Source organism: Janibacter terrae (assembly GCF_039636765.1).
In the GTDB taxonomy this organism is placed as follows: domain Bacteria; phylum Actinomycetota; class Actinomycetes; order Actinomycetales; family Dermatophilaceae; genus Janibacter; species Janibacter terrae.
Genome location: NZ_CP144167.1, coordinates 2,818,220 through 2,841,852, shown reverse-complemented (window position 1 = coordinate 2,841,852; position 23,633 = coordinate 2,818,220). Strand labels below are relative to the sequence as shown.

Genomic DNA, 23,633 nt, shown 5'->3' with positions numbered 1-23,633 from the left:
CTCAGAAGGGCGGCTCGTCGTAGGCAGCATTGCCCGCGCCTCCCGTCTGCGGCTGCTGAGCGGGCTGCTGGCCCCACGGGTCGGCCTGCGTCTGCCCGCCGCCCCACGCGCCGGACTGCGCGGGCTGCTGGCCCTGGCCGCCACCGTTGCGCTGCGCCTTCGTCGCGGCCGCCGTTGCGAAGCGCAGGTCGAGCGCGACGCTGTCAGCCGTGACGTCGAGGCTGGTGCGCTTCTCGCCGTTGTGCTCGTACTCGCGGATGCGCAGTCGGCCGACGACCGTGACGCGGTCGCCGCGCTTGACGGACTCGGCGACGTTCTCAGCCAGGTCCTTCCATGCGGCGACGCGGTAGAAGTTCGGCTCGCCGTCGACCCACTGGTCGCCCTGCTTGTCCCGGGGGTTGACGGCGACGTTGATGTTGGCGACGGCGTGGCCGCTGGGCGTGAAGCGCAGCTCGGCGTCTCCGGTTGCGTTGCCGATGAGGATGATGGTCGGTTCGTTCATGATGCTGCTCCTAGGCGGTTGGGGTAGAGGTCCTCGATCCGCGAGAACTCCCCGCGGAAGTTGAGGGTGAGGTGGCCCTGCGGGCCGTGGCGGTTCTTGGCGATCGTCACGAGCAGGTCGTTGGGCTGCTCCTGCGTGCGGTGCATCAGAAGCACGAAGTCGGCCGCGGCCTCGATGCCGCCGGACTCGCGCAGGTCGGAGAGCGTCGGCGTCTTCTCCGCCCGCCCTTCGATGCCCCGGTTCAGCTGAGCCAGGGCGATGACCGGGATGCGCAGGTCGCGCGCGAGGTTCTTCAGGCCCTGCGCGATGGCGTCGACCTGCACCCGCCGGTCGTGCTTGGGGGCATCGGCCGGCGGCTTGACCAGCCCGAGGTAGTCGACGACGAGCACCGACACTGCGCGGGTGCGCTGCACTCCCCGCACGAGCGCCCGGATCTGGGCGAGCGACATGGCCGAGCGGTCGTCGACCACGAGAGGTAGCGCCGCGATCTTCGCCGCGGCCTCGCTGAGCCGGCGGTCGTCGTCCTGCGTGGTCTTGCGATGGACGAGCCGGTCACCGTTGACTCCACCGGTGTTGGAGAGCATCCGCAGATAGAGCTCGTTGCGGGGCATCTCCAGGCTGACCATGACCGCGGCGCCGCCCTTGCTGCGTCGTGCCACGTCGATGAGCGCGCCGATCCCGAGGACGGTCTTACCGACCCCGGGTCGTGCGCCGACGACGTAGAGCATCCCCGGCGACCACCCGTTGATGAGGCCGGACAGGTCCGTCCATGGGGTGGGGATGCCGAGCGGCGCGTCCAGCGAGTCGATGGCCTCGTAGACCGCCTGCTCGTTGGGCACGCCGGACGGCCTCTCCTCGACGACGTCGTCGAGGATCTGCCGGGCCGCGTTGACAGCGTCGAGGGGGTCCTCGACGTCCTTCATCGCAACCAGTTGCTCGCCGGCCCTGCGGACGGCGTTGCGGGTGGACGCGGCCTTCACCTGCTCGGCGTGGTACCCGGCCGACGAGGCGGTGACGAGGCTGAACTGCAGCTCGTGCAGGTAGGCCAGGTCAGCGCGGACCCCGCTGGCCGCGAGGTGGTCGTTGACGCTGAGTGGGTCGACCGGCTTGCCGTCGCTGTCGAGGCCGACGATGGCATCGAAGATGGCCTCGTGCCGCGGATCGGCGAAGTCGGTGCCGGCCAGGACGTCCGCTGCGTCCTCGATGGCGGCCCTGGTGGTGAGCATGGCCGCGAGGACTTGCTGCTCGTGGCCCATCAGAAGCCACGCTCCGCCCGGATCTCGGCAACGGACTTGATGTGGGCGAGGGGCTCGGGGGTGGTGGAGTCGGGCACCTCGTCGGACCAGTGCTCACCGTTGAGCCAGGTCGTCGGATCCTTGGTGAACTCTGGGTGCTTGCCGACGGATCGCTGGCGGGCGACGTAGGCAGAGGCGCGCTCGATGAGCATGTCGGCGGTGACGCCGGGCTTCTTGAGCGCGAGCCTCCACTTCTGCTCGGCCTTCTTGCGCCCGACCTTCTTGTCGTAGGCGTCCCAGAACTCGTCGAAGCGGTCGATCGTGCTCATTCCGTCCCGCTCGCGGGATGGTCTATCACCTTCCTCTCCTTCCTTCCTTCCTTCATCCGGGGGACACGCAGGGTCCACGCCGTGTCCCCGTGGGGCACCCGACGTGCCCTCGGCGGGTGCGCAGTGTTCGCACGTCGTGAAGTACCGCTTGTCGAGGCGCTGGTGGACAGGCAGGTTGGGGATCGTGAGGACGCCCTTCTTGCGGGTCGCCATGCCCTGCCCGACGATCTCCTCGACGAGCGCGGCGACGTTGCAGTCGTCCGCGGGGAGGATCCGCATCTTCAGCTGGACGGGCTTGTCGTCGAGGTGCCCGTTGTCACAGGCGTAGTTCCACATGCCCATGAAGAGCAGTCGGGCGAGGGGGGTGAGGTGGACGAACTTGTCGTCGGTCCAGATCTCCGGCTTGAAGCCGCGCATCTTCGCCACTACGCCACCTCCTGCCGCCACGAGCACTGCCACTCACGCCGGCAGTTGGTGCAGGTGTAGGCACAGGCGAGCGTCTGGGCGTCTGGCCGGTGCCAGGCGACGGGCTGCTGTCCTCGGGCCATGCAGTCGGGGCACGTCTCGGTGACGCCAGCGGGTGGCTCGTCGGGCATACGGAACAGGTCTCGGGTCAGGTCATCGAGGGACACCTGCTCCTCCTCTCATGTAGTTGTAGGCGCACTATGCATCGCCGCCAGGACGGCCACACGATCGCTTGTGGATATCTGGTGTGGATAACTCACGTGGCCTCCTCTTCTGTCGGTGGCGCGAGCTCGTCGGCGATCTCGTGGAGGTCGACGGCGATCCGCTGCCAGTGGGGGTGCCCTTCCCGCGCGGCCGCGGCCTCGACGATGGAGGCCGCGGCGCGCAGGGTCGCGGAGCGGGTCACGGGGCGTTGCCGTTCGCGATCTCGGCGCCTCGGCGCAGCCCCGTCTTGGCGACCGCGCGCATGAGTGCCGCACGGAACGCGGCAGGGTGAGGCTCGGGGGTGAGCGCGGGCGCTCGCTTGAAGACGCGCAGGCGACCGTCCGCCCCGGGGGCCATGAGCCCCCACCCGTCGGGTAGGTCGTCGCGCACGATGGCCTTGTCCGAGACGACGAGCCACCAGCGGTCGCAGTAGCGCTTGACCGCCTCGGCCTTGGACGGGTCGCGGAGCTCGCACAGCCAGTCGGAGCGGGAGACCTTGACCTCGTGGCCGTGCAGGAGGAGGCCCTGTGCGTTCCAGCAGTCCTGCGCGAGGAAGTCCGCACGTCGCGGGTCCGCCCATTCGCCCTGCGGGTTCTTCCACCCGGTGTGCGCCGCGACGTGCTCGGCGCAGGCGTAGCGGATGCTGTCGCCCTGGCTGATCTGCGAGTACCGCCTGTGGAGGAGGTCGAGGACCTGCCGCTCTGTCATGCGGGTGATCACCTCGGGTTCGAGGTCGGCGAACGGTTCGGTCCTCATTCGTGGTCCCTCTCCCAGCACGCCCGGTGGATCCACGTCCCGCGCCGCTCGACGATGGGGTCGCCGACGCGGATGGGGCCGTGGCAGCGGTCGCACGTGGACTCGATGCGGGCCGTGGTGGGCCTCACGGGCTCATCACCTCGTCGTAGACCCACATCGCGGCGCGGGCGTCGGCCATGGCGGTGTGCCGCTCCTCCTTGGGCATGACCAGCCCGACCGCGTCGAGGGCCCCGTCGAGCCCGCCCACGTCGCGGCGCAGGTGACCGCTCGCGAGGGTCGCGACGTCCCGCAGGCGGTGGTCCCACGACGGCAGGTAGCCCTCGGCCCGCAGGAGCCGCCCGAGAACGTCAGCGTCGAAGGCCGGGTTGGAGCCGACGAGCGTCGCGCCGAAGGTCAGGCGCATGACGTCCCGGGCCACGTCGTGCGCCTGGGTGACGGGCTGGCAGGGGATCTCGGGCTTGCCGGACACCTTGCGGCCCATCGGGTGCCGGTCCCAGAAGCCGCCCACCTCGAGGGCGAACGGGTCGGCGTACTTGAGGTTGAGCGGGACGAACCAGTGGTGCTCGGTCTGGCCCTCGTCGGTGCGCCTGATGAGCGCCACCTCCCAGGGGCGGCAGGCCGGGCCGAGACCATCGGTCTCGGTGTCGAGGAAGACGGTGGTGCTCATGCCTGCTCACCCGCCGGCGGCTCCTCGGTGGGGTAGTCCTCGACGACCTCGCCGACGTGGACGGTCTGCTCGGCCTCGGACCGCTCGGGGTGCTCGGACACGTGCTCGGGCAGCGCGGTCGGGCTGACGTCGACCCGGACCGTGTCGTCCGCCGCGAGGGCCGTCGCGAGGTCCGTGCCCTTCGGCATCATCTTCGACAGCTGGCGGATGCAGGTCTTCATGGCCATGGCGTCGAACTCGCTCTTCCACGGGCCGACGACGGACCCGTCGCGCTTCTTGGCCATGGCGTACCGGTCGCGGTAGGCCTCGGCCTCGGCCTTGGTGAGGTAGTAGAACGAGTGCCCGTCCGGGAGGAACTTCACGACGGCGTAGTAGCCGACGACCTCGCCGCGGTCGCCGGCCGCGGGCCGGTGCACGAGGTTCTCGTTGACGCCGTACTCGATGTCGAAGTGGTCGTTGGCGTGGACCTTCCGCGCGGACAGGGACTTGATCTGCCCGGAGCGGTGGGCGAGCGCGATGAGGCCCTGGTAGCCGATGACCAGCTGGGCCTTGTGGGTCTTCGTCTTCCAGTCGTGGAAGGGGAGCAGCCACCCGTGGCCGAGGACGCCGACGCGCAGCCCGAGCTGGGCCATGGTCATCGCGCCGCCGAGCACGGACTGCGGGTCGCACTTGAGCAGGTCCGGGTTCTGCGAGATGGCGGTCAGGACGTCGCGGACGATCTGCCGTGCCTCGACCCCCTTCGGCGCGGCGAGCGCGAACTGGTGCTCCATCTGCGTGACCTGCTGGCGCAGCGTGACGGGGCGGTCCCCGGCGATCGTGACGGTGGTGGACTCAGACATGGACGTACTCCTTGGCGGGTCGGATGTTGGGGACGGAGACGCGGTGGACGCCCGGGTAGGCCGGCCACTCGTCTCGGGTCATGCAGTCGAGGAACAGGCGGCGGGCCACGCCGTTGCGCTGCCTGCCGATCTCGCGGGCCTCGTCGTCGAGCTCGACGACCGAGGACAGGTAGGGGGCCGTCTTCTCCTGGGCGATGAAGACAAAGCCGTGCGGGGTGCCGGTGAGGATCTCGTAGCCCTCGCGGTACCAGTCGTCCTGCTGGGGGTAGCCGTACTTCCCGGCCTCCCAACGGAACTCGTCGGGGTTGGCGCTGCTGCAGGTCTTGTAGTCGACGATGACGGGCTGGTCGCCGAGGGCGGTGACCCAGTCGGCGCGGCTACGCAGGAGCACCTTCGTCTCGTCGTCGCGCCAGTAGATGGACTGCTCGGGGGTGCCGTCCTTGAGCAGCCTCATGGCGTCGCGGTTGGACTCGAGCGCGAGGGCCATGGCGTCCACGACCTCGATCTCGGAGGGCTTGAGGACGACGCCCCCGGCGGCCTCGGCCTCGGCGACGAAGGCCTTGGCCTCGGCGGTCGACCAGGCACCGTTCTTCGCGCACAGGTCGGGCGGGACGGTGACGACCTCGAGGCCGACGCCGAGCACCTTGGCGTGGGCGGCGTGCCCGAAGTCGAAGACCTTCTTGCGGGGCGGGTTGTCCTGCTCCCACTTGAACCGGGCGGGGGAGTCGAGCAGCTTCTTCGCGCCGGACACGGACAGGGACGGCTCGTCGGTGCCCGCGTGGTAGACGAGCTCGTCGACGTCGTCGTAGATGCCTGGGTCGGTCACTGCATCCTCCTGGCGTGCTCGAGGTCGGCCCGTTCGTCGGCCATCCGCTCGAGCTGGCGCGTGGTGTAGCCGTCGGGTTCGTGGTCGATGGGGTCGTCGTCGATGGGCCCGGGCCGGGTGATGCGCTCGAGGACTGGATGGGGATCGGTCACGGCTTGGGCCTCTCGGTCGCAGCGGTCTCGTCGTCGATGCACGCGTCGCAGGTGGCGATGCCGTGGGTCTCGGTCCAGCCATCGCCGAGGGGGTCGATGCCGCAGCGGGTGCGGAGGACGACGTGGCCGTCTTCGATGAGGACCCGGGGCAGGTGCTGGGTGCGCTTGCGCCCGATCCGCATGACGGTGCGGGTGTCGAGCTCGGGTGCGAGGGTCATGTGGTCACTCCTGTAGCTGTGAAGAGGTCGAGTGGCTCGACGTCTGGGGTCGATGCCTGCAGTGCGCCGTCGGCCATGAGGTCGATGTGTGCGTTCTGGCTGTGGACGCCCCCGGCCAGACAGGCGGGGCAGTCGTCGAGTCGGCCTCGGACGTGGCCCTTGGTGGGGTCGCCGTCTTGCCACTCGCCGAGGATCTCGGGGCCTCGCCACTGCAGGTGGTAGACGTCGCCGGCGTGGGTGGCTGCGTGGTGGCGGGCGGTTGGCGAGGCGTCTTGGTGGGTGATGAAGGTCCACCCGCACGGGCACTGCGCCCGGTAGAGGGTCTGGAGTAGCGCGAACCTCGGCCGGGGGGAGGCCGCGGTGTCTGCGTGGATGACGACGGTGCAGCCGGTCCAGTCGACGCCGACCATGGCCGGGTCGGTGCCGTTCACAGCCCGACCGCCGAGAACAGGTCCAGCTCTTCGGCGCCGACGAGCACGTCGGGGAAGGCCCGCTCGAGCACGTCGGCCTCGCGGGCGCTGACGTGGTCGGCCCACAGGGAGTACGCCAGGCGCTGCGCGTCGGTGCGGGGGACGGGGTGGTACGGGTCGTGCCACTCGAGGGTGGACGCGGGCGGCCGGTGCGCGTCGTGGTCGACGTCCCGGGCGTGGGCGCGCACGGCCGGGGGCAGGGCCTTGACGTGCTCGACGACAGAGGTCCAGCGGACGAGCGCTGGGACCCCGTCGCCGCGCGGCCGCAGGTGCAGCCCGTCGCGCTTGGTGTCCATCCAGTAAGTGGTGCCGTGGACGGGGAAGTGGGACCGGCCGTGCATCCCGGAGACGATGAGCGACAGGGCCTTGCGGTCGTGGGCGACGAGGCACACGGCGGCGTGGCCGTACTCGCGCATCGCGGCCTGCTCGAAAGGCGTCATGGCGCCGCGTCCCGCATGGGGAGGTGCTCGGTGACGGTCCCGGTCGCGACGAGGCCACGCAGCGCGTCGATGACGTCGCCCGGCGCCGCTTGCCCTTGCTCGACTGCGTCGGTCCACGCTGCCAGCCACGAGGTGAGTGCCGTGAGACGGACGGCCTTGTCGCGGGAGCGGTCGCGCTCGCGGGGGCTGATCCACTTCTGCACCGCGGAGGCGCTCACCCCGAACTCGCGGGCGATGCCGTCCCAGGACATGCCGGCCTCGCGCATCTTGTGCACGGCGTGGGCACGGTCGGCCTTGTCCATCTGGCGGCGGCGCTGGTTGTGGTGGACCGCGTGGGTGAGCCACTCGTCGTCGTCGAGGTGCTCGCCGTGGATGACGGCGGGGATCCGGTCGAGGCCGAGCATGGTGGCGACGGCGACGCGGCGGTGGCCGTCGCGCAGGAGCCAGTGGTCGGCGCGCTTCTCGACGGTGATGGGCTGCATGATCCCGAAGCGCTGGACGGAATCGCACAGGTCGCGGAGGTCTCCGAGGTCCTTGCGGACGTTGGTGCCGTGGGCGCGGATCTGGTCGACCCGGATCCGGGCGACCTGCGTGTCGGTGGTGGTCACGGGGTCATCTCCTTGAGGGTGGTGTCGGACGACGCGGCGCGCCCTGCCCGCTCCTTGCGGCGATCGAGGTGGGTCTTGCCGCCCCAGATGCCGGCCGCGGCGTAGTCGAGCTCCGCGGCGGCGTACTCGCCGCACTCGGTGACGACCGGGCAGGCGGCGCAGACCTTGCGGACGATGAGGGCCGGGTCCCCCTTCTCGGGGAAGAAGGCCTCTGCCGCGCCGAGGTCGGCGCAGCTGGCGTGGTCCATCCACGAGACGTCCCGGATCATCGCCGGCCGCCTGGGTGGCGCTCGACGATGTGCACGGACTCGATGTCGTGGTGGGACACGACGCCGGTCTCGACCTCGCGGGCACGGACCACGGTGTGGGTGACGTGTTCCACGCGCCAGTACCGGCCAGCGGTCGTCTGCACGATGTCGCCGGGCTCCGGGCTGCTCATCTCCGGGGCCCGAGCTTGGTCATGGGGCCGTTGGAGTGGCCGCGGGCGTGGTAGCCGATCCCGCAGGTGCAGAGGACGACCCCGCAGAACTTCGCCCACGTCTCGGTGTTCTCGTCGTGGCAGTGGAGGCCGGCGCGCTCGGGGCGGGTGAAGTTCAGTGCGGTCTTCCGGCCGCACGCGGGGCACGCGGACGGGGGCTTGCCTGCCGTCACGCGGGGCTTCTTGGGGTCGGTCATCGGTCGGCCCACCGGTTCGCGGCGTCCTCGATGACGTCCATGACGGTCGTGACGGCGATGAGCAGCAGCGCGACGAAGAGGGCAGCGGAGGCGAGGGGGCTCACGACGGGTCACCGGCCTCGACCTCGATGGGGTCGTTGGCCGCGACCATGTCGTCGGGGACGACGATCACGGCCTCGGGGCGAAGGGGGAGGAAGGCGGCGTCCGGCACGCGGACGGTCAGCTTGGTGGTGACGGTCCCGGGCTTGGGGCTCTCGGGCTTCTGCTGAGTGATCCGGACGGCCTTGATGGACCGGACCTGCGGGTCGACGCCGCCATACGGGGTGCGGAACTCGGGCTCGATCTGGACGTAGAACGTGGCGTCGTGGGTGTTGGTCACGGGGTCTCCTTGGCTTGGCAGCCGGACCAGCCACAGGACTGTCCGGCGGGGTGGGTGTGGCGGAAGGTGAGCGCGGCCACGTAGCCGAGGCCAGGCGGAGACCGCGATGAGGAGGGCGGTCATCGCCGGGCCTTCTGTCGGACTCCGTCGATCACGGTGATGAGGCGGATGTCGTAGTGCCCCCCAGTGCAGTGGGGGCAGTCGCACACGCTGCCGTCGTCGTCCGGGTTGAAGGCTTCGGCGCACGAGCGACTGCGGCAGGACCACCCGTGCTCCCAGCGGCCACTTCCGTCCTCGCGGAGCTCAACGAGGTAGTACGTGCCGGCGGCGGACTCGTAGTTGCCGTCGCAGTTGCCGTCGCACACCTCGGACGGGGCGCGTCCGAAGCACGAGCCGCAGGTGCCGAGGTGGACCCCTTGGACGACGACGTCGGGGCCGCGAAGAACCCACTTGTCAGGTCGGTCCGTCGTCCGCCCGCAGGCGGTGCACCCGTAGGTGCTGGCTGGGGCGCTCACTGGTCCTCGCCCTCCGCGAGGTGGTCCTCGCGCTTGGCGGTGCGCCGGTCGTGCTCGGCGACGCGTTCCATACGGGCGAGCTCGGCGACGAACCAGGCCGGGGCGGCCGGGAACCAGTCCGGGACGTCACCGCCGACGCTGGGGTAGAAGGTCTGGCACGCGAAGGGCTTGGACCTCACGGCCGCGGCGGTGACGAGCACGCCGACGTCGTCGAGGATGGCCTGCCACTCGACCTCGTCGGGCTGGAAGGTCTCCCCCTTGTAGTTGGTCGCCGTGGCGACCCGACCGACGGGCAGGTGGACCTCGATGCGCTGCGGGATGGGCTCGCGGCGGGCGCGGACGGCCTCCGCGTGCTGCTTGGCCTTGACGTGGTCGGGGACGAAGTCCGTGGTGCTGTCGCTCATGGGATGCTCCTAGGTGGTAGGCGCCCGCCCGAGTGCTGCCAGGCGACGGGGCGGGCGCTGCTGCGTGCAGTGGCTTGGACCCCCGCCCGGACCGGGACAGGGCACCGGCTTGGGGCGGGGGGAGGACGCCACTCAGGACGTCCGCTGGGGGGTGGATCGGGGGCGGGGTCCGCTCGCCGGGGGAGGGTCAGCGGGACTCGCCGCCCCCGATCCGAGGACGCCACAGGGGGGGGTGGCGTCCAGTGCCCACCCGAGGGGCTTCAACCTCGGTGCCCGGCGGTCCGGTGTGGGCCGGCTCGCGGTGGCGAGCCGGTGGAAGTAGTAGGTGGCGCACCCCTTGTCTCCCTGCCGGGGTGGAATGGGCTGCCGCGTCATGGCGGGGCTCTATGACCGCGCTCTGCGGCACCCGTGGGAGGTGCGCTCAATTCCGCTATGGAGGTATCCAGGGCGGCAATCCCTGGCGGCCGGCGCCCCTCCGGCAGAGGAGGGTCTTTCACGTCCGGCGATCGGTGTTCCTGTGCTGCCTTGCCTTGGTGACCCGGGCGGGCTTGACCCCGCGAGGGCCTACGGGACGAGTCGGTACGTGCGGCAGGGGCGTCCCGTGTTGCCGCTGGTCGAGTGGGTCGTGACGGTCCATCCGGTGACGACGAGGCGGCCACGCTTGACGAGGCCCTGGATCGTGGCGCCGATGACCTGCGGCTGCACGAGCCCGTGCAGTTCGCCGCGCAGCTCGTTGGGGTCGACGTCCCCGCCGTGACGGGCCGCGACGGTCTCGATCGCGTCGATGACGATCTGGCGGTCCGTTCGGTGCACGAGGTCCATATCGATCAGGGCGAGGGTGTCCGCGGTGGGCTGGTCGATGGGGGTGCTGGGATAGGTGGTCATGACGCCTGCCTCGTGCGCCGGCCCCATGCCTCCGCGTGCTTCACGCTCGGCTCCGGGGTGACGGTCTGCATCTGGTCGATGGCCGCGACCTGCTCGGCGGTGAAGCGGACGGTGCGCCCGACCTCGATGTGCGGCCACGACGTGCGGGCCTTGTCGAGGACCCAACGGCGGGTCTTGCCGTAGCGCGCGGCGAGTTGCTCGGGGGTGCGAAGGTCATCGCTCATGCCGCATTTCCCTTGTCGTGCCGTCGGGGATCACTGGACACTCGGACCAAAAAGAGGTCGTCCACGCCGCAGCCAAGTCGCTTCGCGATCAGCAGCGCAGGCTTGGTGTCGAGTGTCTTGACCTCGCCTCTCAGGAGGCGACCGAGGTAGGAGTGCGAGCGCCACCCGGCGGCAAGAGCCAGCTCCCGCTGCGAGACCTCTTGGATGACCATGAGCTTGGCGAGCTTCTTGCGGTCTGCGAGTTCCATCCAGACCTCCTTCGTCGATGTCCAACTTCGCTTGTCCATACTCAAACACATCCCTTGTCGTGGTGTCCAGTATCTCTGGACATCAGTTTGGGGTGTAGTGCCCACCCGTGTCAACACTCCAGGTGCCCGCGACTGGCGGAAAGTGGCCGTATACCCCGGAATCACAAGGATGTAATGAGGTCTACGTGGTGCCCGCGCGGTAGATTTTGCTAGTGCCCACGGTGGTTGCCACCGTGTCGGCATTCTCGGAACATCAGTGCCCGGAAGGAGGTAGAGATGAGCGAACCGCGCATCTGGCAGTTGATCCAGCGATGGATGGACGGCCAAGTCATCAGGGTCAACCAGTCTCAGCTGGCCGACGCGATCGGCGTCGGTCGGCAGACGATCACCCAGTGGAAGCGGGGCGAGACCAGGCCGTCCCCGGAGAACCTTCGGCGACTGTCTGAGGTCACACACATCTCCTACCCCGACCTCACAGACGCGCTCCTGCGCGATCTGGGATACGTCACCGATGAGCGAGAGGACGTGGGGCCCGATGTACGTGCCGCCTCCATTACCCGCACCGGGGAGAGCCCGGGCGAAAGTGCTAGTGACAGCAACGTGACCGAGCTGCCGTGGGCCGCGCACCCGAAGAAGGGACGAGAGTCAGATGGCCGCCGGCGTCGCCGGGCCATGGACGAGGTCGGCGAAGAGAGCCAAGACCCCGGTGAGCGCCTGTGATCTCCGACTGCGTGTGGGTGGCCGCTGCCATACTGCAGGTGCAGGACCACCCGAACGCCCGAAGGGGGTGACGACTTGGCGTACCCGCTGAAACTGACATCGAAGCTAACTGGGGCCACCCCTTCACAGCTGCATCGTTGGCGACGATCCGGGCTGGTGGTCCCCGAGGTCAGGCCCTACCGGCCGCCGCTCTATTCGTTCAGGGACATCCTGGCGATCAGGACGATCGCCTTCCTGCGCGCAGAGACATCAGCGCAGCGGGTGAGCCGGGCGTTCCAGGCGCTCGACCTGTTCGACCTGACCGAACACCCCTCCCGGTACCGATTCGGCACGGATGGCAAGACGATCCTCGTAGAGACGGATGACGGTCGAGCCATGGACCTGGTCGACGCCCCGGGCAAGATCGAGGTGTTCCCCTTCGCGGAGGCACTCGGGCTGTTCCGGAACTTTCGGGACCGCGAGGTGCGCCCTCTCGACACGCCCGCCGAGGGGATCTCTGTTCGCTTGCAGCGCATGGCAGGTTGGCCAACGATCGAGGGCACGAGGATCCCCTACGACACCATCGCGGATCTGGTGGACTTCGAGACCGTCCGACCCGAGGATGTGCCGCACTACTACCCGCAGGTCAGTGCTGAGCAAGCCCTGCAGGCGGTCGACTTCGACCGCGCGGTCGAGGCGGTGTCTGCGTGACCGTCTTTTACGTCGACGAGAACCTGTCTCCAATGTTGGCCCACTCCCTAAGCAAGGTCTTCCTCCAGCACAAGTTCCTCACTCCTCAGATGACGGGGCTGCTCAGCACAGATGATGTGCCCCTCTTCGGCGACCTGTCCGCAAGGGATGTGGACTGCCTCATCACACTCGACAAGAGGCAGCTGGAGGACCCGGACGAGCGGAACGGCCTGCGCACCGCAGGGTTGCACTGGCTGGGCATCTCCAATGGCGCCGACGGCAAGGGCGCGGAGAAGATCGCTGGCCACCTAGCGATGGCGGCACCGGGGGTGGCCTACGTGCTCAGGGACTGGCGGGGTCTCCCGACGGCCTACAGGTGCGCCTCGCCCGATCGACCGTCCATGCTGGAGCCAGAGACGATCTGACGAGGATGTCGGTGCGTCGTGATGTGGTCACGGCATGTTCCACCCTTGGCGACTCCTCCGCTCGAGGCCGCACTTGCGCCTGCGCGTCGAGGACCTTGGCGACGACGGCCCGCTCGGCTGCACTGACGGTCACACGATCACCCTGACCACAGGCTTGCTGCAGGCGGAGCGACGCTGCGTCGTGCTCCACGAGCTCCTGCACGAGGAGCGTGGCATCCCGCACGGTGAGGACCCGCGAGAGGAGGCCGCCGTCGAGCAGGAGGTCGCGCGTCGCCTCATCACGCTCGAGGCTCTGGCCGACGCGGTCCGCTGGTCGCAGGACGTGCATGAGGTCGCGGACGCCTGCTGGGTCACGTCGGATGTCTTGCGCACGCGGTGGGTGCACCTGCACCCGAGCGAGCGTCACTACCTGGGGAGGGTGATCGCCGATGCTCACGGACACTGACCGGGCCTTGCTCGCGGTCTGGAAGCGCTGGCCACTCGACGGCCAGAGGGGCGAGCGGATGATGGCATTCATCGACCTCGGGCTGTCGGAGATCACGGCGAACCAGGCCGTCAACCGACTGCTCGACCGACGCGATGCATGGGAGGCGGACCCGGTCACCGTGGGTCGGCTGGCGCGTCTGCGTGATGCTCGGAAGAAGCATCGAGGCTGTTCCCCGGGGAACAGATTTTCCACCTGAACCTGCCGATTCGGTCCTAGACTGTTCTCGGGAGGCCCGGAAAGTCGGGAGTCCCCGAGACACAATCACTCTTCGAGTCCCTGTTGGCGCACCACCCACGAAGGACCTCACCGGTTGATCCGGTGGGGTCCTTCTTCGTCCCGGGTCGCAGCAGCGGTGCTACCTTCGCTGGCAGTCGAGCAGAGGGAGACGACATGCAAGGTCCGAGGGTGCTGGCCGTCATCCTGGCCGGGGGCAAGGGGTCCCGGCTGGGCGCGCTCACCGAGCACCGGGTCAAGCCCGCGCTGCGCTTCGCGGGCACCTACCGGCTCATCGACGTCGCGCTGTCCAACCTGGCCAACAGCGGCATCACCGACGTGTGGATCGTCGAGCAGTACCTGCCGCACTCGCTCAACGAGCACCTGGCCAACGGTCGGCCCTGGGACCTCGACCGCAACCGGGGTGGCCTGCAGATCCTGGCGCCCTTCAGCGGCGCGACGGGCGAGGGCTTCGCCGAGGGCAACAGCGACTCGCTGTGGCGCCACCGCAGGCGCATCGCCGCGAGCGGAGCCGACGTCGTCCTCGTCCTGAGCGCCGACCACCTCTACACGGCCGACCTCAGGGCGGTCGTCGACGAGCACGTCGCGACGGGCGCCGACCTGACGGTCGTCACCACACGCACCGCGGGGGACGCGAGCCAGCACGCCGTCGTCGAGTCCGACGACGACGGGGAGGTGACCGGCTTCGACTACAAGCCCGACGAGCCGAGCACCGACGTCGTGGCCACCGAGATCTTCTGCTTCACGACGGACGAGCTCACGGGGGCTCTCGAGCGCCTGCATGACGAGCTCGGCGGGCTCGGCGACTACGGCGAGGACCTCGTCCCGTGGTTCGTCGAGCACCGCTCCACGCGCGCGGTCGCGTTCGAGGGCTACTGGACCGACATGGGTACCTTGGCGTCGTACTGGCGCGCGCACATGGAGCTGGTCGACGGCACGGGGGTGGAGCTGGACGACCCCGACCGACCGATCCACTCGGCCCAGCCGCAGCTCGTGCCCGCCCGGGTGGCCGCCACCGGTCAGGCCGTCGAGAGCCTCCTGTCGCCGGGGTGCCGGGTCGCCGGCACGGTCCGGCACAGCGTCATCGGTCCCGAGGTGGTGGTCGAGGAGGGCGCCGAGGTGCTCGACTGCGTCCTGCTCGACCGCGTGCACGTCACGAGCGGCGTGCGCCTGACGGGCTGCGTCGTCGACGTCGGTGCCCGGCTCGAGGGGGCCGACCTGGGTGACGCGTCGAGCGTCACGCTCGTCGACGCCGACGCCTCGGTGGGGGCGGTCGAGGACCGCCCCTGACGGGCGTCAGCCGCGCCACTCCTCGAGGTGGATGTCCTCGTCGTCGCCGTCGTCGCCGCGCCGACGGGCGAGCAGCCCGACGACGGCGCCCACGACGAGCAGGCCGCCGATGATCGCGGCCCACACCCACGTGGGGACGCCACCGTCGTCGCTCGTGTCGTCCTGGGCGGGGACGGCGGCCGTCGTCGAGGACGAGGTGGGGCGCTGCGAGGGCTCGGTCTCGCCGTCACCGGTGGTGGAGGAGGAGCTGGAGCTCGTCGTCGAGCTCGGCTCCGAGGTGCTCGACGACGTCGGCTCGCTGGTCGACGAGGACGGCGCGGTGGCGGAGGTCGTGCTCGGCGCGGACGTGCTGGCCGTGGGCGCGCTCGTCGAGGACGAGCTGCTGGTGGTGGTGGTGGTGCTCGTCGCGGGTGGGGTGCCCTCGCCGCCCGGCTCCTCGACCGGTCCTTCGTCACCGCCGGGCGGGGCGTAGCGGAAGGACAGCGACCCGCTGATCGGGTGCCCGTCGGCGCTCACGACCTTGTAGGAGACCTTGTAGGTGCCGGCGGGCAGCGAGGACTTCAACGGCTGGTAGACCGTCGCACCGTCGACCTCGAGCTCCCCTTCCGTCGCGTCCGTCGACCCGGACGTGACCGTCACCTGGTTGAGACCGCTCTTGATCGGCTCGTTGAACCGCAGCATCACCTCGGGTGGGGTAGCGGTGAGGGTCGAGCCGTCGCGCGGGCTGGAGTTGTCCAGGCGCGCGTGCGCTGAGGCCGGCCCGGCCGTGGCGACCAGTGCGGCGAGCATCGCTGCGAGAGCGATGATCGCGGTGATGACGGGGACGAAGGGGGGAGCGGAGCGGTGCGGTGTGGTCACCGGCCCATCGTGCCTGATCGGCCTGCGTGCGTCCGGGAGGTGGGTGGTCACGAGCACCCTTCGGGAACAGGTACGATGGTCCGCGCTGCCTGAGACAGGCAGAACTTGGTGGGTATAGCTCAGCTGGTAGAGCATCGCGTTGTGGTCGCGAGGGTCGCGGGTTCAAGTCCCGTTACTCACCCCAAGGGCGAAGGGCCCCCGGTGCGCCGGGGGCCCTTCGTCGTCCTCTCGACGCCTGGATTTAACCTTGTCGTCCATTTCAGGCCATAGTGGTCGTGATGCAGACCGTGCGCTCGTGGCCCTACTCCGTCGCCGTGGTCGTCTCGGTCCTCGTCGGGGCGGCCGCGGTGGCCGGCACCTCCTCGCTCGGGATCCCCCTGAAGGACCCGGAGGGCTTCCTGGGCCCCGCCTACGTGCGCCTGCCCCTGCTGGCACTCGTCCTCTTCGGCATCGGCCTGGTCTTCGCCGGGCTCCGGCGCCGCGGGGTGCGACAGCTGTGGCTCGGCATGGGCGAGGTCGTGCGCCACGAGTGGAGCCTGCGTCGCCTGGCCTACGTCGGCACCGGTCTGGTCACCTTCTACGTCTGCTACGTCGCCTACCGCAACCTCAAGAGCGTGCTGCCCGTCCACCGGGAGGGAGTCCTCTACGACCACCAGCTGCACGCCGTCGACCAGTGGTTCCTCGGCGGCAGCGACCCGGCCGTGGTCCTCCACTCGGTCCTCGGGGTGGACTGGACGGCAGGTCTGCTCTCCTTCGTCTACCTGCTCTACCTGCCGTTGGTCCCGGTGAGCCTCATGGCGGTCCTCGTCCTGAGCCGTGACGTGGCGGTGGGGGCGTGGTACGCGACGGCGCTGAGCCTCAACTGGGTCCTCGGCACGCTCAGCTACTACGTCCTTCCGGCGCTCGGCCCGGTCTACGCCAGGCCCAGCCTGTACGCGGGGCTGCCGCGCACCGAGGTGGCCGACCTGCAGCAGGCCCTGCTGAGCAACCGGGTGGAGTTCCTCGCCGACCCGCTCACGAGCGACGCCATCCAGGGGGTCGCGGCCTTCGCGTCGTTGCACGTGTCGGTGACCTTCGCCCTGGCGCTCTTCCTCCACCGCACCAGCCCGGCCCGCTACCTGCGCCTGGCCGCGTGGACCTTCTTCGGCCTGACCTTCGTCGCGACCCTCTACTTCGGTTGGCACTACGTGCTCGACAACCTCGCCGGGGTGCTCGTCGGTTACCTCGCCGTGGTGATCGGTGCCCGGGCCACCGGCCAGCACCGCCGGGCGCGGAGGTCTCAGCGCACCTGGTGGCGCGCGGCGATCTCCTTCAGCTCGGCGCTCTCCAGCCCGGGCTGCGGCCGGAAGACCGCCTCGCGGTAGTAGCGCAGCTCGGCGATCGACTCGACGATGTCGGCGAGCGCGCGGTGGCCGCCGTTCTTGTCCGGCGAGGCGAAGTAGGCCCGCGGGTACCAGCGGCGGGAGAGCTCCTTGATCGAGGAGACGTCGATCATCCGGTAGTGGAGGTGGGCCTCGAGGGTCGGCATGTCCCGCACGAGGAAGGCGCGGTCGGTCGCCACGCTGTTGCCGCCGAGCGGCGCCTTGGCGGCGTCGGGCACGTACTCCTTGATGTGTGCGAGCACGGCCTCCTCCGCGTCGGCCATCGTCGTGCCCTCGGCGAGGACGTCGAGCAGGCCGGAGCTCGTGTGCATGTCGCGCACGAAGTCGTTCATCTGCGCCAGCGCCGCCTCCGGCGGACGGATGACGATGTCGATGCCTTCGTCGAGCTGGTTGAGCTCGTAGTCGGTGATGACGGCGGCGACCTCGATGAGCGCGTCGCGCTCGAGGGAGAGTCCCGTCATCTCGCAGTCGATCCACACGATGCGGTCGGACGAGGCCTGGGTCGAAGAAGTCACGGCGATCACCCTAGCGACCCGCCGGGCGTCGTCCCCGTCACGGGGAGTCCTACCCGCCGACAGGGCCCCCCGGCCGGGTTAGCGTGTCGCCCATGAGCGCGACGCCCCCTCCGCCCCCGCCCGGCCGGCCGCCGGCCCCAGCGGGCCCCCCGCCGCCGCCCCCGGGACGGACCGCCGGCGCGTCCGCGACCCCGCCGCCGCCGTCCGTGACCCCGACGCCCCCGCCGCCGCCCGGACAGCCGCCGGCCCCGCCGTCGTCGAGCCGCCCGGCGGAGGACACCCTCTCCCGACGCGTGCTGCGTCGCTCCGCGCCGGACGAGCCGGAGTGGTTCCGCACCGCCTCGCGCTCGATCGCCCTCGCCGAACAGGAGGCCAGGACCGACTCGCGCGCGAAGGTCCTCGCCCAGCAGCAGGCCTACGAGGAGCAGCAGCGGGCTGCGCGCCTGGCTGCCCAGCAGCAGGCCGCCGCCGCGCAGTACCAGCAGCACCAGGCGTGGCTGCAGCAGCAGCAGTACACCGCCCACTACGTGACCGCCCAGGCGCAGGCCAACCCCACGCCGCGCCCGACGCTGCGGACCTGGCTGCTCGGCGGCACGGTGCTCATCGGCTCGCTCGTGCTCGTCCTGCTCTTCGCGCTGTACTACGGGTTCGCCTTCGGGGTCATCCTCACGCTCGTGTCGCTGGTCGCCGCGCTCATCCCGCTGTGTCTCGTCCTGCCGATCTTCCTGTGGCTGGACCGCTTCGAGGCGGAGCCGCTGCGCTACCTCGTCACGGCCTTCCTCTACGGCGCGCTCGTCTCGACCTTCCTCGCGATCTTCGCCAACACCCTCGGCGGGGCGGTCATCAGCTCGTTCGCCTCGTCGCCGCAGGACGTCAGCACCCTCACCGCGGTGCTCGTCGCCCCGCCGGTCGAGGAGACGACGAAGGGGGTCTTCATCCTCGTCATGTGGTGGTTCATGCGGCGTGAGTTCAACGGGCTCACCGACGGCGTCGTCTACGCGGGCATCGTCGCGGCCGGCTTCGCCTTCACGGAGAACATCCAGTACTTCGCGGGGGCGGCCACCGAGGCCGGCGCCGCGGGCTTCGGCTGGACCTTCGTCCTGCGCGGTCTCGTCACCCCCTTCCTCCACCCGATGTTCACGTCGATGACGGGCATCGGCATCGGCGTGGCAGCGGTCTCCCGGTCGATGCCGGTCAAGATCATCGCCCCGGTCCTCGGGTGGTGCGCGGCGGTGCTCCTCCACGGCCTGTGGAACCTCAGCGCCTCCACCGGGCTGGTCGGCCTGGGCATTGGCCTGGTCGTCGGCTTCGGTGCCTTCGTCAGCTTCGTCTGCTTCGTCGTGTGGACCCGCAAGCGCGAGGGGCGGGTCATCGGCCAGCACCTCATGGCCTACGTCGACACGGGCTGGATCTCGGGCGATGAGGTCGGGATGCTCGCGGACATGAAGGCCCGCCGCCAGGCGCGCCAGTGGGCCAAGTACCACCGGGGGCCGGGTGGGTTGAGCTCGATGCGCAGCTTCCAGGACTGCGCCTCGGAGCTGGCGCTGCTGCGCTTCCGGATGCTCAGCCACGAGGCCGACCCGCGCTCGCTCGAGCGTGAACGGGTCCTGCTGGACTCGATGACCGCCCGACGGCGGGAGTTCGCCGGCGCGGTCTGACTGCGGTCGACGCGATCCTCAGGTCGTGACGACCTCGAGGGGCTCGTCCGTGAGGGCTGCGACCGCGGCGCGGTGGCTCGCGGCGTCGAGCGTCACGTCGGCGAGCGAGATCCGCGCCGGTCGCGGCTCGGTGGCCCGCCAGTCGACGAGGAGCGCGGCCTCCAGCGGCCCGGAGACCAGGACCTCGGCGGGGTCGACGACCAGGCCGTGACCGGTCGCCTTGAGGACCGCCTCCTTGCGGGCCCACACCCGGGCGCGGGCGACGAGCAGCTCGTGGCCCTCGAGGCCGTCGAAGCCGGCGACCTCCTCGCGCGCCAGCGTGGCCCGGGCGAAGCTGTCGAAGTCGGCATCCGTCAGGTCCTCGGTGTCGACCCCGACCTCGACCCCCTTCGCCACCGCCACGACGGCGACCTCGGGGGTGTACGAGAGGGAGAAGTGCCAGCCGTCGCCCTCGACGAGGACCGGTTTGCCGTGGAGGTCGCTGCGGCAGGTCGTGCACCGGCGCTCGAGGACGAGCCCGGCGGGGTCGCGCTCGACCAGCTCGCCGAGGACCCGTCGCACGAGCGCGTGGCCCGTGACGAAGGGGGCCGGCTGTCGCTTGCGGTGCGCCCGGGACATCTCGCCGGGGTCGAGGAGCGCCAGATCGGCGGGGGAGTGGCCCACCCCCGCCTCACGGACCAGGACGCGGACGGACATGTCCCGATCATGTCAGGTCGCGACGCTCACTACACTGGGCTCCGCCCGTGCGTGGACACCGCCACGCCGGGCGTGCCTCCGTAGCTCAGCTGGACAGAGCAAGGGCCTTCTAATCCCTAGGTCGCAGGTTCGAGTCCTGCCGGGGGCGCCACGCGCCGTCACGCCGAGCGTTCGGGCAGGACAGCCGGGCGCACGTATATAGGGTGGGCGCATGGCTGAGATCTCGAGCGCGAACGGGGCGGACGCCGGCCTGCTGCAGCGGGTGACGAGCCTGCGCGACGAGGTGGCTCGCAGCCGGCTCACGCTGGACCTGCCGAGCACCCGCGCGGCGCGGACGGAGCGGCAGGCGCTCCTCGACCAGCTCGACGACTACGTGATCCCGCGCCTGTCCTCGATGGACGCGCCGCTGCTCGCCGTCGTCGGTGGCTCGACCGGCTCCGGCAAGTCGACGCTGGTCAACTCGATCCTGCGCCGGGAGGTGAGCCGGTCCGGGGTGCTGCGCCCGACGACGACCAGCCCCGTGCTCATCCACCACCCCGACGACGAGCGGTGGTTCCGCGACGCGCGGGTCCTCCCTTCCCTCGCCCGCGTCACCGGTGGCGCCGGCGCCGACCCCCAGCCCGGGACCGTCCGCCTGACGCCGTCGCCGACGCTGCCCCCAGGCATGGCGATCCTCGACGCACCCGACATCGACTCGGTCGTCTCGGCCAACCGCGAGCTCGCCGCCCAGCTGCTCGCGGCCGCCGACCTCTGGCTCTTCGTGACGACGGCCGCCCGCTACGCCGACGCCATCCCGTGGCGCCTGCTGCAGCAGGCCTCCGAGCGGGGGACCGCGGTCGCGATCGTGCTCGACCGGGTCGACCGGCCCGCGATGGCCGACGTGCGCACGCACCTCGTCGACATGCTGCGCGACCACGGCCTCGAGACCGCGCCGGTCTTCACCGTCCCCGAGACCGACCTCGACGACGACGGCCTGATCCCGGAGCAGGACATCGAGCGGGTGCGCGCCTGGCTCACGGCGCTCGCCGGCGACCAGCGGGCCCGCTCGATCATCATCCGGCAGACCCTCCGGGGCGCGCTGCGCTCGCTCGACGGCCGCACCCGCGCGCTCGTCGACGCCGCCCAGAGCCACCGCGACCAGACGGACACCCTCGCCCAGGCCGCCTACGACGCCTACGACAAAGCGGAGGAGGGCGTCACCGAGGGCATGAAGGACGGGCAGCTCCTGCGCGGAGAGGTCCTCGCCCGGTGGCAGGAGTTCGTCGGGACCGGTGAGTTCTTCCGCAAGGTGGAGAAGGGGGTCTCGCGCCTCCGCGACCGCGTCACGGCCGCAGTGGGCGGAGGCCCCCCGCCGTCCGCGGAGCTCGACCAGGCCCTGCACACTGGCGTCAGCGCGCTGCTCATCGCCGAGGCCGACGCCGCCGCGAGCACCGTCGCCCGGACGTGGCGCTCGACCGAGGCCGGCCCGGTCGTCCTCGACCAGCACCCCGAGCTGGCGCACTCCTCGCGAGGGCTCGAGGGCGAGGTCGAGCGGCTCGTGCGCGACTGGCAGGGCGATGTCCTCGACATCGTCCGGGCCGAGGGCGGCAACCGGCGCACCAACGCCCGGATCGCCGCCTACGGCGTCAACGGCATCGGCCTCTTCCTCATGCTCGTGTCCTTCGCGCACACCGGGGGCGTGCTCGTCGCGCCCGAGGTCGCCATCGCGGGTGGGACCACCGCGCTGGCGCAGAAGGTGCTCGAGGCGATCTTCGGCGACCAGGCGGTGCGCGACATGGCCAAGAAGGCCCGCCAGCTGCTCCTCGAGCGGGTCGAGGACCTCTACACCGCGGAGCGGTCGCGCTACACCGACGTCACCGGTGACCTCGCCGTGAGCGAGGCGCAGCTGCGCCGGCTGCAGCAGGCCGCTGCCGCGGTCGGTGAGGGCACCCGATGAGCCCGCGCAACCCCCTTCGTCGTGGCGGTGGGGACGCCTCCGCGCTGTCCGTCGAGGAGCTGACCGCCCGGGCCGACGCACTCTCCGAGGCCCTCGAGGCCGGGGGCAGCCGACTCGAGCCGCAGCCGGCCGGCCGGGCCCGCGAGGTCGTCGCCAAGGTCTCCGAGCGGACCGCGCTCGTCGGCGGGCACACGGTCGTCGCGCTCGCCGGGGCGACCGGCTCCGGCAAGTCCTCGCTCTTCAACGCCCTCGTCGGCGCCGACGTGGCCCGGGTGGGCCAGCGGCGCCCGACGACGTCCACGCCGACCGCCGCCGTCTGGGGCGGTGAGCCCGCCGGCGAGCTGCTCGACTGGCTCTCCGTGGGCACCCGGCACCAGGTGCAGGAGGGTGCCTCCGACCTCGACGGGCTCGTCCTGGTCGACCTGCCCGACTTCGACTCGCGCGAGGCCGCCCACCGCGAGGAGGCCCGGCGGGTCCTCGAGCTCGTCGACGTCTTCGTCTGGGTCACCGACCCCCAGAAGTACGCCGACGCCGTGCTCCACGACGACTACGTCGCGGTGCTGCGCGAGTACGGCGCCGTGACGATCGTCGTGCTCAACCAGGTCGACCGGCTGCGTGGGGAGGGCCAGGCCCAGGTGGCCGCCGACCTTTCCCGGCTGCTCGAGCGCGATGGCCTGCAGACCCACGAGGTCATCGGGACCTCCACGCGGACGGGGGAGGGGCTCGAGACCCTGCGCGCCCGCCTCGCCGATGCCGTCCAGCACTCCGATGCCGCCCGCCACCGGCTCGGCGCGGACCTGCGCACGGCCGCAGAGGGCCTGCGTGCGTCCGTGGCCGATCGGGAGGCAGCGATCCCCGACCGCGCCCGCGGGGAGCTCGTCGACGCCCTGGCCCGCAGTGCGGGCGTCCCGACCGTCGTCGAGGCCGTGGCCCGGGACTTCCGCATGGAGGCCTGGGCGCGCACCGGCTGGCCCTTCACCCGCTGGGTGCGGGCCTTCCGGCCGGCGCCGCTCAAGCGGCTACGGCTCGACCGCACGAGCGACGGGACCCCGGACATCACCGAGCAGGACGTGCGCGCGGTGCTCGGCCGCTCCTCCATCCCGCCACCGGCGCCCGCGGCCCGCGCGAGCGTCGACCTCGCGGCCCGTCGCATCGGCACCGCCGCCGGCGAGGGTCTGCCGACCCGCTGGGCCGACGCGGTCGCCGATGCCGCGAGACCTGCCGACCACGACCTCGCCGACGAGCTCGACCAGGCCGTCATGCGCACCCCCCTGCGCAGCCGCAAGCCGATGTGGTGGACGGTCTTCGGGCTGCTGCAGGTCCTCCTGGCGATCACCGCCGTCGTCGGCCTCGTGTGGCTCGTCGTCATCGCGCTCGCCGGCTGGCTGCAGCTGCCGGAGATCCCGACCTTCGACGTCGGGCCCTTCGCGACCCCCTTCCTGCTGCTCGTCGGCGGGCTGCTGGGTGGGCTGCTGCTCGCCGCGATCGCCCGCTGGCTGGCGAGGATCGGTGGTCGCAAGCGAGCCGGGGTCGTCGACAAGCGGCTGCGCCGCTCCATCGGCGAGGTCGCGGACGCCCGGGTCATCGAGCCCGTCGAGACCGTGCTCGGCGAGCACGCCCGAGCTCGCGCGGGCATCGAGCGCGCCCACGGTTGACCACGGCTCCGCCGTCGTCGTGCACAGGGGGAGGGTGACCCGCCCGGTCGTCCACAGGGGGTGACTC

The 23,633-nt window shown here is 70.9% G+C and carries 36 protein-coding genes and 2 tRNA genes; 12 read left to right on the top strand and 26 right to left on the bottom strand.

Features of this window, described 5'->3' with window-relative positions:
* Nucleotide 1: 1 nt before the first annotated feature.
* The 23 genes from ssb to V3C34_RS13985 form a co-directional block, all read right to left on the bottom strand.
* Nucleotides 2–502: a single-stranded DNA-binding protein gene (gene ssb / locus V3C34_RS14095; protein ID WP_346007438.1), complete on the bottom strand. Its 501-nt coding sequence runs from the start codon at nt 500–502 to the stop codon at nt 2–4.
* Nucleotides 499–1,758, bottom strand: a complete 1,260-nt coding sequence (locus tag V3C34_RS14090; protein WP_346007437.1) for a replicative DNA helicase — start codon at nt 1,756–1,758, stop codon at nt 499–501. The genes ssb and V3C34_RS14090 overlap by 4 nt, the downstream gene beginning before the upstream one ends.
* A complete protein-coding gene (locus tag V3C34_RS14085; protein WP_346007436.1) occupies nt 1,758–2,492 on the bottom strand; it encodes a hypothetical protein in 735 nt (244 codons plus the stop codon). Before V3C34_RS14085 ends, V3C34_RS14090 begins: the two co-directional genes overlap by 1 nt.
* 295 nt (nt 2,493–2,787) lie before the next feature.
* Entirely contained in the window at nt 2,788–2,937 is a 150-nt protein-coding gene (locus V3C34_RS14080) for a hypothetical protein (RefSeq protein WP_346007435.1), read from the bottom strand.
* Nucleotides 2,934–3,491: a hypothetical protein gene (locus V3C34_RS14075; protein WP_346007434.1), complete on the bottom strand. Its 558-nt coding sequence runs from the start codon at nt 3,489–3,491 to the stop codon at nt 2,934–2,936. The genes V3C34_RS14080 and V3C34_RS14075 overlap by 4 nt, the downstream gene beginning before the upstream one ends.
* Nucleotides 3,488–3,619 carry a hypothetical protein gene (locus V3C34_RS14070; protein WP_346007433.1) on the bottom strand — a complete coding sequence of 44 codons (132 nt, stop codon included), beginning with the start codon at nt 3,617–3,619 and terminating at the stop codon, nt 3,488–3,490. Before V3C34_RS14070 ends, V3C34_RS14075 begins: the two co-directional genes overlap by 4 nt.
* A complete protein-coding gene (locus V3C34_RS14065) occupies nt 3,616–4,158 on the bottom strand; it encodes a 3'-5' exonuclease (protein WP_346007432.1) in 543 nt (180 codons plus the stop codon). Before V3C34_RS14065 ends, V3C34_RS14070 begins: the two co-directional genes overlap by 4 nt.
* A complete protein-coding gene (locus V3C34_RS14060) occupies nt 4,155–4,997 on the bottom strand; it encodes a recombinase RecT (protein ID WP_346007431.1) in 843 nt (280 codons plus the stop codon). Before V3C34_RS14060 ends, V3C34_RS14065 begins: the two co-directional genes overlap by 4 nt.
* The gene (locus tag V3C34_RS14055) at nt 4,990–5,823 is read right to left on the bottom strand and encodes a PD-(D/E)XK nuclease-like domain-containing protein (RefSeq protein WP_346007430.1); all 834 of its coding nucleotides are present in this window, start codon (nt 5,821–5,823) and stop codon (nt 4,990–4,992) included. Before V3C34_RS14055 ends, V3C34_RS14060 begins: the two co-directional genes overlap by 8 nt.
* On the bottom strand, nt 5,820–5,975 hold the full coding sequence (locus V3C34_RS14050) for a hypothetical protein (protein WP_346007429.1): 156 nt from the start codon (nt 5,973–5,975) through the stop codon (nt 5,820–5,822). Before V3C34_RS14050 ends, V3C34_RS14055 begins: the two co-directional genes overlap by 4 nt.
* Nucleotides 5,972–6,193, bottom strand: a complete 222-nt coding sequence (locus tag V3C34_RS14045; RefSeq protein ID WP_346007428.1) for a hypothetical protein — start codon at nt 6,191–6,193, stop codon at nt 5,972–5,974. The genes V3C34_RS14050 and V3C34_RS14045 overlap by 4 nt, the downstream gene beginning before the upstream one ends.
* On the bottom strand, nt 6,190–6,624 hold the full coding sequence (locus tag V3C34_RS14040; RefSeq protein WP_346007427.1) for a hypothetical protein: 435 nt from the start codon (nt 6,622–6,624) through the stop codon (nt 6,190–6,192). Before V3C34_RS14040 ends, V3C34_RS14045 begins: the two co-directional genes overlap by 4 nt.
* Nucleotides 6,621–7,103 carry a hypothetical protein gene (locus V3C34_RS14035; protein ID WP_346007426.1) on the bottom strand — a complete coding sequence of 161 codons (483 nt, stop codon included), beginning with the start codon at nt 7,101–7,103 and terminating at the stop codon, nt 6,621–6,623. The genes V3C34_RS14040 and V3C34_RS14035 overlap by 4 nt, the downstream gene beginning before the upstream one ends.
* Entirely contained in the window at nt 7,100–7,711 is a 612-nt protein-coding gene (locus tag V3C34_RS14030) for a ParB/RepB/Spo0J family partition protein (protein ID WP_346007425.1), read from the bottom strand. Before V3C34_RS14030 ends, V3C34_RS14035 begins: the two co-directional genes overlap by 4 nt.
* On the bottom strand, nt 7,708–7,980 hold the full coding sequence (locus V3C34_RS14025) for a WhiB family transcriptional regulator (protein WP_346007424.1): 273 nt from the start codon (nt 7,978–7,980) through the stop codon (nt 7,708–7,710). Before V3C34_RS14025 ends, V3C34_RS14030 begins: the two co-directional genes overlap by 4 nt.
* Entirely contained in the window at nt 7,977–8,150 is a 174-nt protein-coding gene (locus V3C34_RS14020) for a hypothetical protein (protein ID WP_346007423.1), read from the bottom strand. Before V3C34_RS14020 ends, V3C34_RS14025 begins: the two co-directional genes overlap by 4 nt.
* Nucleotides 8,147–8,362 carry a hypothetical protein gene (locus V3C34_RS14015; protein WP_346007422.1) on the bottom strand — a complete coding sequence of 72 codons (216 nt, stop codon included), beginning with the start codon at nt 8,360–8,362 and terminating at the stop codon, nt 8,147–8,149. The genes V3C34_RS14020 and V3C34_RS14015 overlap by 4 nt, the downstream gene beginning before the upstream one ends.
* Nucleotides 8,363–8,486: 124 nt before the next feature.
* Nucleotides 8,487–8,765, bottom strand: a complete 279-nt coding sequence (locus tag V3C34_RS14010; protein WP_346007421.1) for a hypothetical protein — start codon at nt 8,763–8,765, stop codon at nt 8,487–8,489.
* Between the two features lie 119 nt (nt 8,766–8,884).
* Nucleotides 8,885–9,280 (bottom strand): hypothetical protein, encoded by a 396-nt coding sequence (locus V3C34_RS14005; protein ID WP_346007420.1) that lies wholly within the window; start codon nt 9,278–9,280, stop codon nt 8,885–8,887.
* A complete protein-coding gene (locus V3C34_RS14000; protein WP_346007419.1) occupies nt 9,277–9,684 on the bottom strand; it encodes a hypothetical protein in 408 nt (135 codons plus the stop codon). The genes V3C34_RS14005 and V3C34_RS14000 overlap by 4 nt, the downstream gene beginning before the upstream one ends.
* Nucleotides 9,685–10,248: 564 nt before the next feature.
* Nucleotides 10,249–10,569, bottom strand: coding sequence for a hypothetical protein (locus V3C34_RS13995; RefSeq protein ID WP_346007418.1), 321 nt, complete (start codon nt 10,567–10,569; stop codon nt 10,249–10,251).
* Nucleotides 10,566–10,793: a hypothetical protein gene (locus V3C34_RS13990; protein WP_346007417.1), complete on the bottom strand. Its 228-nt coding sequence runs from the start codon at nt 10,791–10,793 to the stop codon at nt 10,566–10,568. The genes V3C34_RS13995 and V3C34_RS13990 overlap by 4 nt, the downstream gene beginning before the upstream one ends.
* The gene (locus V3C34_RS13985; protein ID WP_346007416.1) at nt 10,790–11,041 is read right to left on the bottom strand and encodes a hypothetical protein; all 252 of its coding nucleotides are present in this window, start codon (nt 11,039–11,041) and stop codon (nt 10,790–10,792) included. The genes V3C34_RS13990 and V3C34_RS13985 overlap by 4 nt, the downstream gene beginning before the upstream one ends.
* 276 nt (nt 11,042–11,317) lie before the next feature.
* Here V3C34_RS13985 and V3C34_RS13980 point away from each other — a divergent pair, with 276 nt between their 5' ends.
* The 6 genes from V3C34_RS13980 to V3C34_RS13955 all read left to right on the top strand — a co-directional run bounded on the left by V3C34_RS13980 (nt 11,318) and on the right by V3C34_RS13955 (nt 14,866).
* Nucleotides 11,318–11,761, top strand: a complete 444-nt coding sequence (locus V3C34_RS13980) for a helix-turn-helix transcriptional regulator (RefSeq protein ID WP_346007415.1) — start codon at nt 11,318–11,320, stop codon at nt 11,759–11,761.
* Nucleotides 11,762–11,836: 75 nt separating this feature from the next.
* Nucleotides 11,837–12,451 (top strand): DUF433 domain-containing protein, encoded by a 615-nt coding sequence (locus tag V3C34_RS13975; RefSeq protein ID WP_346007414.1) that lies wholly within the window; start codon nt 11,837–11,839, stop codon nt 12,449–12,451.
* Entirely contained in the window at nt 12,448–12,855 is a 408-nt protein-coding gene (locus tag V3C34_RS13970; RefSeq protein WP_346007413.1) for a hypothetical protein, read from the top strand. Before V3C34_RS13975 ends, V3C34_RS13970 begins: the two co-directional genes overlap by 4 nt.
* Nucleotides 12,856–13,036: 181 nt before the next feature.
* Nucleotides 13,037–13,300, top strand: coding sequence for a hypothetical protein (locus V3C34_RS13965; RefSeq protein WP_346007412.1), 264 nt, complete (start codon nt 13,037–13,039; stop codon nt 13,298–13,300).
* Complete coding sequence (locus V3C34_RS13960; protein ID WP_346007411.1) at nt 13,284–13,538, top strand: DUF3263 domain-containing protein; 255 nt, start codon at nt 13,284–13,286, stop codon at nt 13,536–13,538. Before V3C34_RS13965 ends, V3C34_RS13960 begins: the two co-directional genes overlap by 17 nt.
* A gap of 194 nt (nt 13,539–13,732) precedes the next feature.
* Entirely contained in the window at nt 13,733–14,866 is a 1,134-nt protein-coding gene (locus V3C34_RS13955) for a glucose-1-phosphate adenylyltransferase family protein (RefSeq protein WP_345913759.1), read from the top strand.
* Nucleotides 14,867–14,872: 6 nt separating this feature from the next.
* Here the strand turns inward: V3C34_RS13955 and V3C34_RS13950 are convergent, their stop codons facing one another.
* Nucleotides 14,873–15,724: a copper resistance CopC family protein gene (locus tag V3C34_RS13950; RefSeq protein WP_338537818.1), complete on the bottom strand. Its 852-nt coding sequence runs from the start codon at nt 15,722–15,724 to the stop codon at nt 14,873–14,875.
* 108 nt (nt 15,725–15,832) lie between these two features.
* Between V3C34_RS13950 and V3C34_RS13945 the strand changes: the two genes are divergently transcribed.
* Both V3C34_RS13945 and V3C34_RS13940 read left to right on the top strand, forming a co-directional pair.
* A tRNA-His gene (locus tag V3C34_RS13945) sits at nt 15,833–15,908 on the top strand.
* Between the two features lie 94 nt (nt 15,909–16,002).
* A complete protein-coding gene (locus tag V3C34_RS13940; protein ID WP_082807422.1) occupies nt 16,003–17,088 on the top strand; it encodes a phosphatase PAP2 family protein in 1,086 nt (361 codons plus the stop codon).
* Here V3C34_RS13940 and orn read toward each other — a convergent pair.
* Complete coding sequence (orn, locus tag V3C34_RS13935; RefSeq protein ID WP_211596861.1) at nt 17,004–17,630, bottom strand: oligoribonuclease; 627 nt, start codon at nt 17,628–17,630, stop codon at nt 17,004–17,006. The genes V3C34_RS13940 and orn overlap by 85 nt on opposite strands.
* 83 nt (nt 17,631–17,713) lie before the next feature.
* Between orn and V3C34_RS13930 the strand changes: the two genes are divergently transcribed.
* Nucleotides 17,714–19,279: a PrsW family intramembrane metalloprotease gene (locus tag V3C34_RS13930; RefSeq protein ID WP_345913757.1), complete on the top strand. Its 1,566-nt coding sequence runs from the start codon at nt 17,714–17,716 to the stop codon at nt 19,277–19,279.
* Between the two features lie 18 nt (nt 19,280–19,297).
* Here the strand turns inward: V3C34_RS13930 and V3C34_RS13925 are convergent, their stop codons facing one another.
* Nucleotides 19,298–19,975, bottom strand: a complete 678-nt coding sequence (locus tag V3C34_RS13925) for a 4'-phosphopantetheinyl transferase family protein (protein WP_068322561.1) — start codon at nt 19,973–19,975, stop codon at nt 19,298–19,300.
* Between the two features lie 74 nt (nt 19,976–20,049).
* Here V3C34_RS13925 and V3C34_RS13920 point away from each other — a divergent pair.
* From V3C34_RS13920 to V3C34_RS13910, 3 genes are all read left to right on the top strand, one after another.
* A tRNA-Arg gene (locus V3C34_RS13920) sits at nt 20,050–20,126 on the top strand.
* A gap of 60 nt (nt 20,127–20,186) precedes the next feature.
* Nucleotides 20,187–21,911 (top strand): dynamin family protein, encoded by a 1,725-nt coding sequence (locus tag V3C34_RS13915; protein WP_068322564.1) that lies wholly within the window; start codon nt 20,187–20,189, stop codon nt 21,909–21,911.
* Nucleotides 21,908–23,566, top strand: a complete 1,659-nt coding sequence (locus V3C34_RS13910; protein WP_068322568.1) for a GTPase family protein — start codon at nt 21,908–21,910, stop codon at nt 23,564–23,566. The genes V3C34_RS13915 and V3C34_RS13910 overlap by 4 nt, the downstream gene beginning before the upstream one ends.
* Nucleotides 23,567–23,633 lie beyond the last annotated feature (67 nt).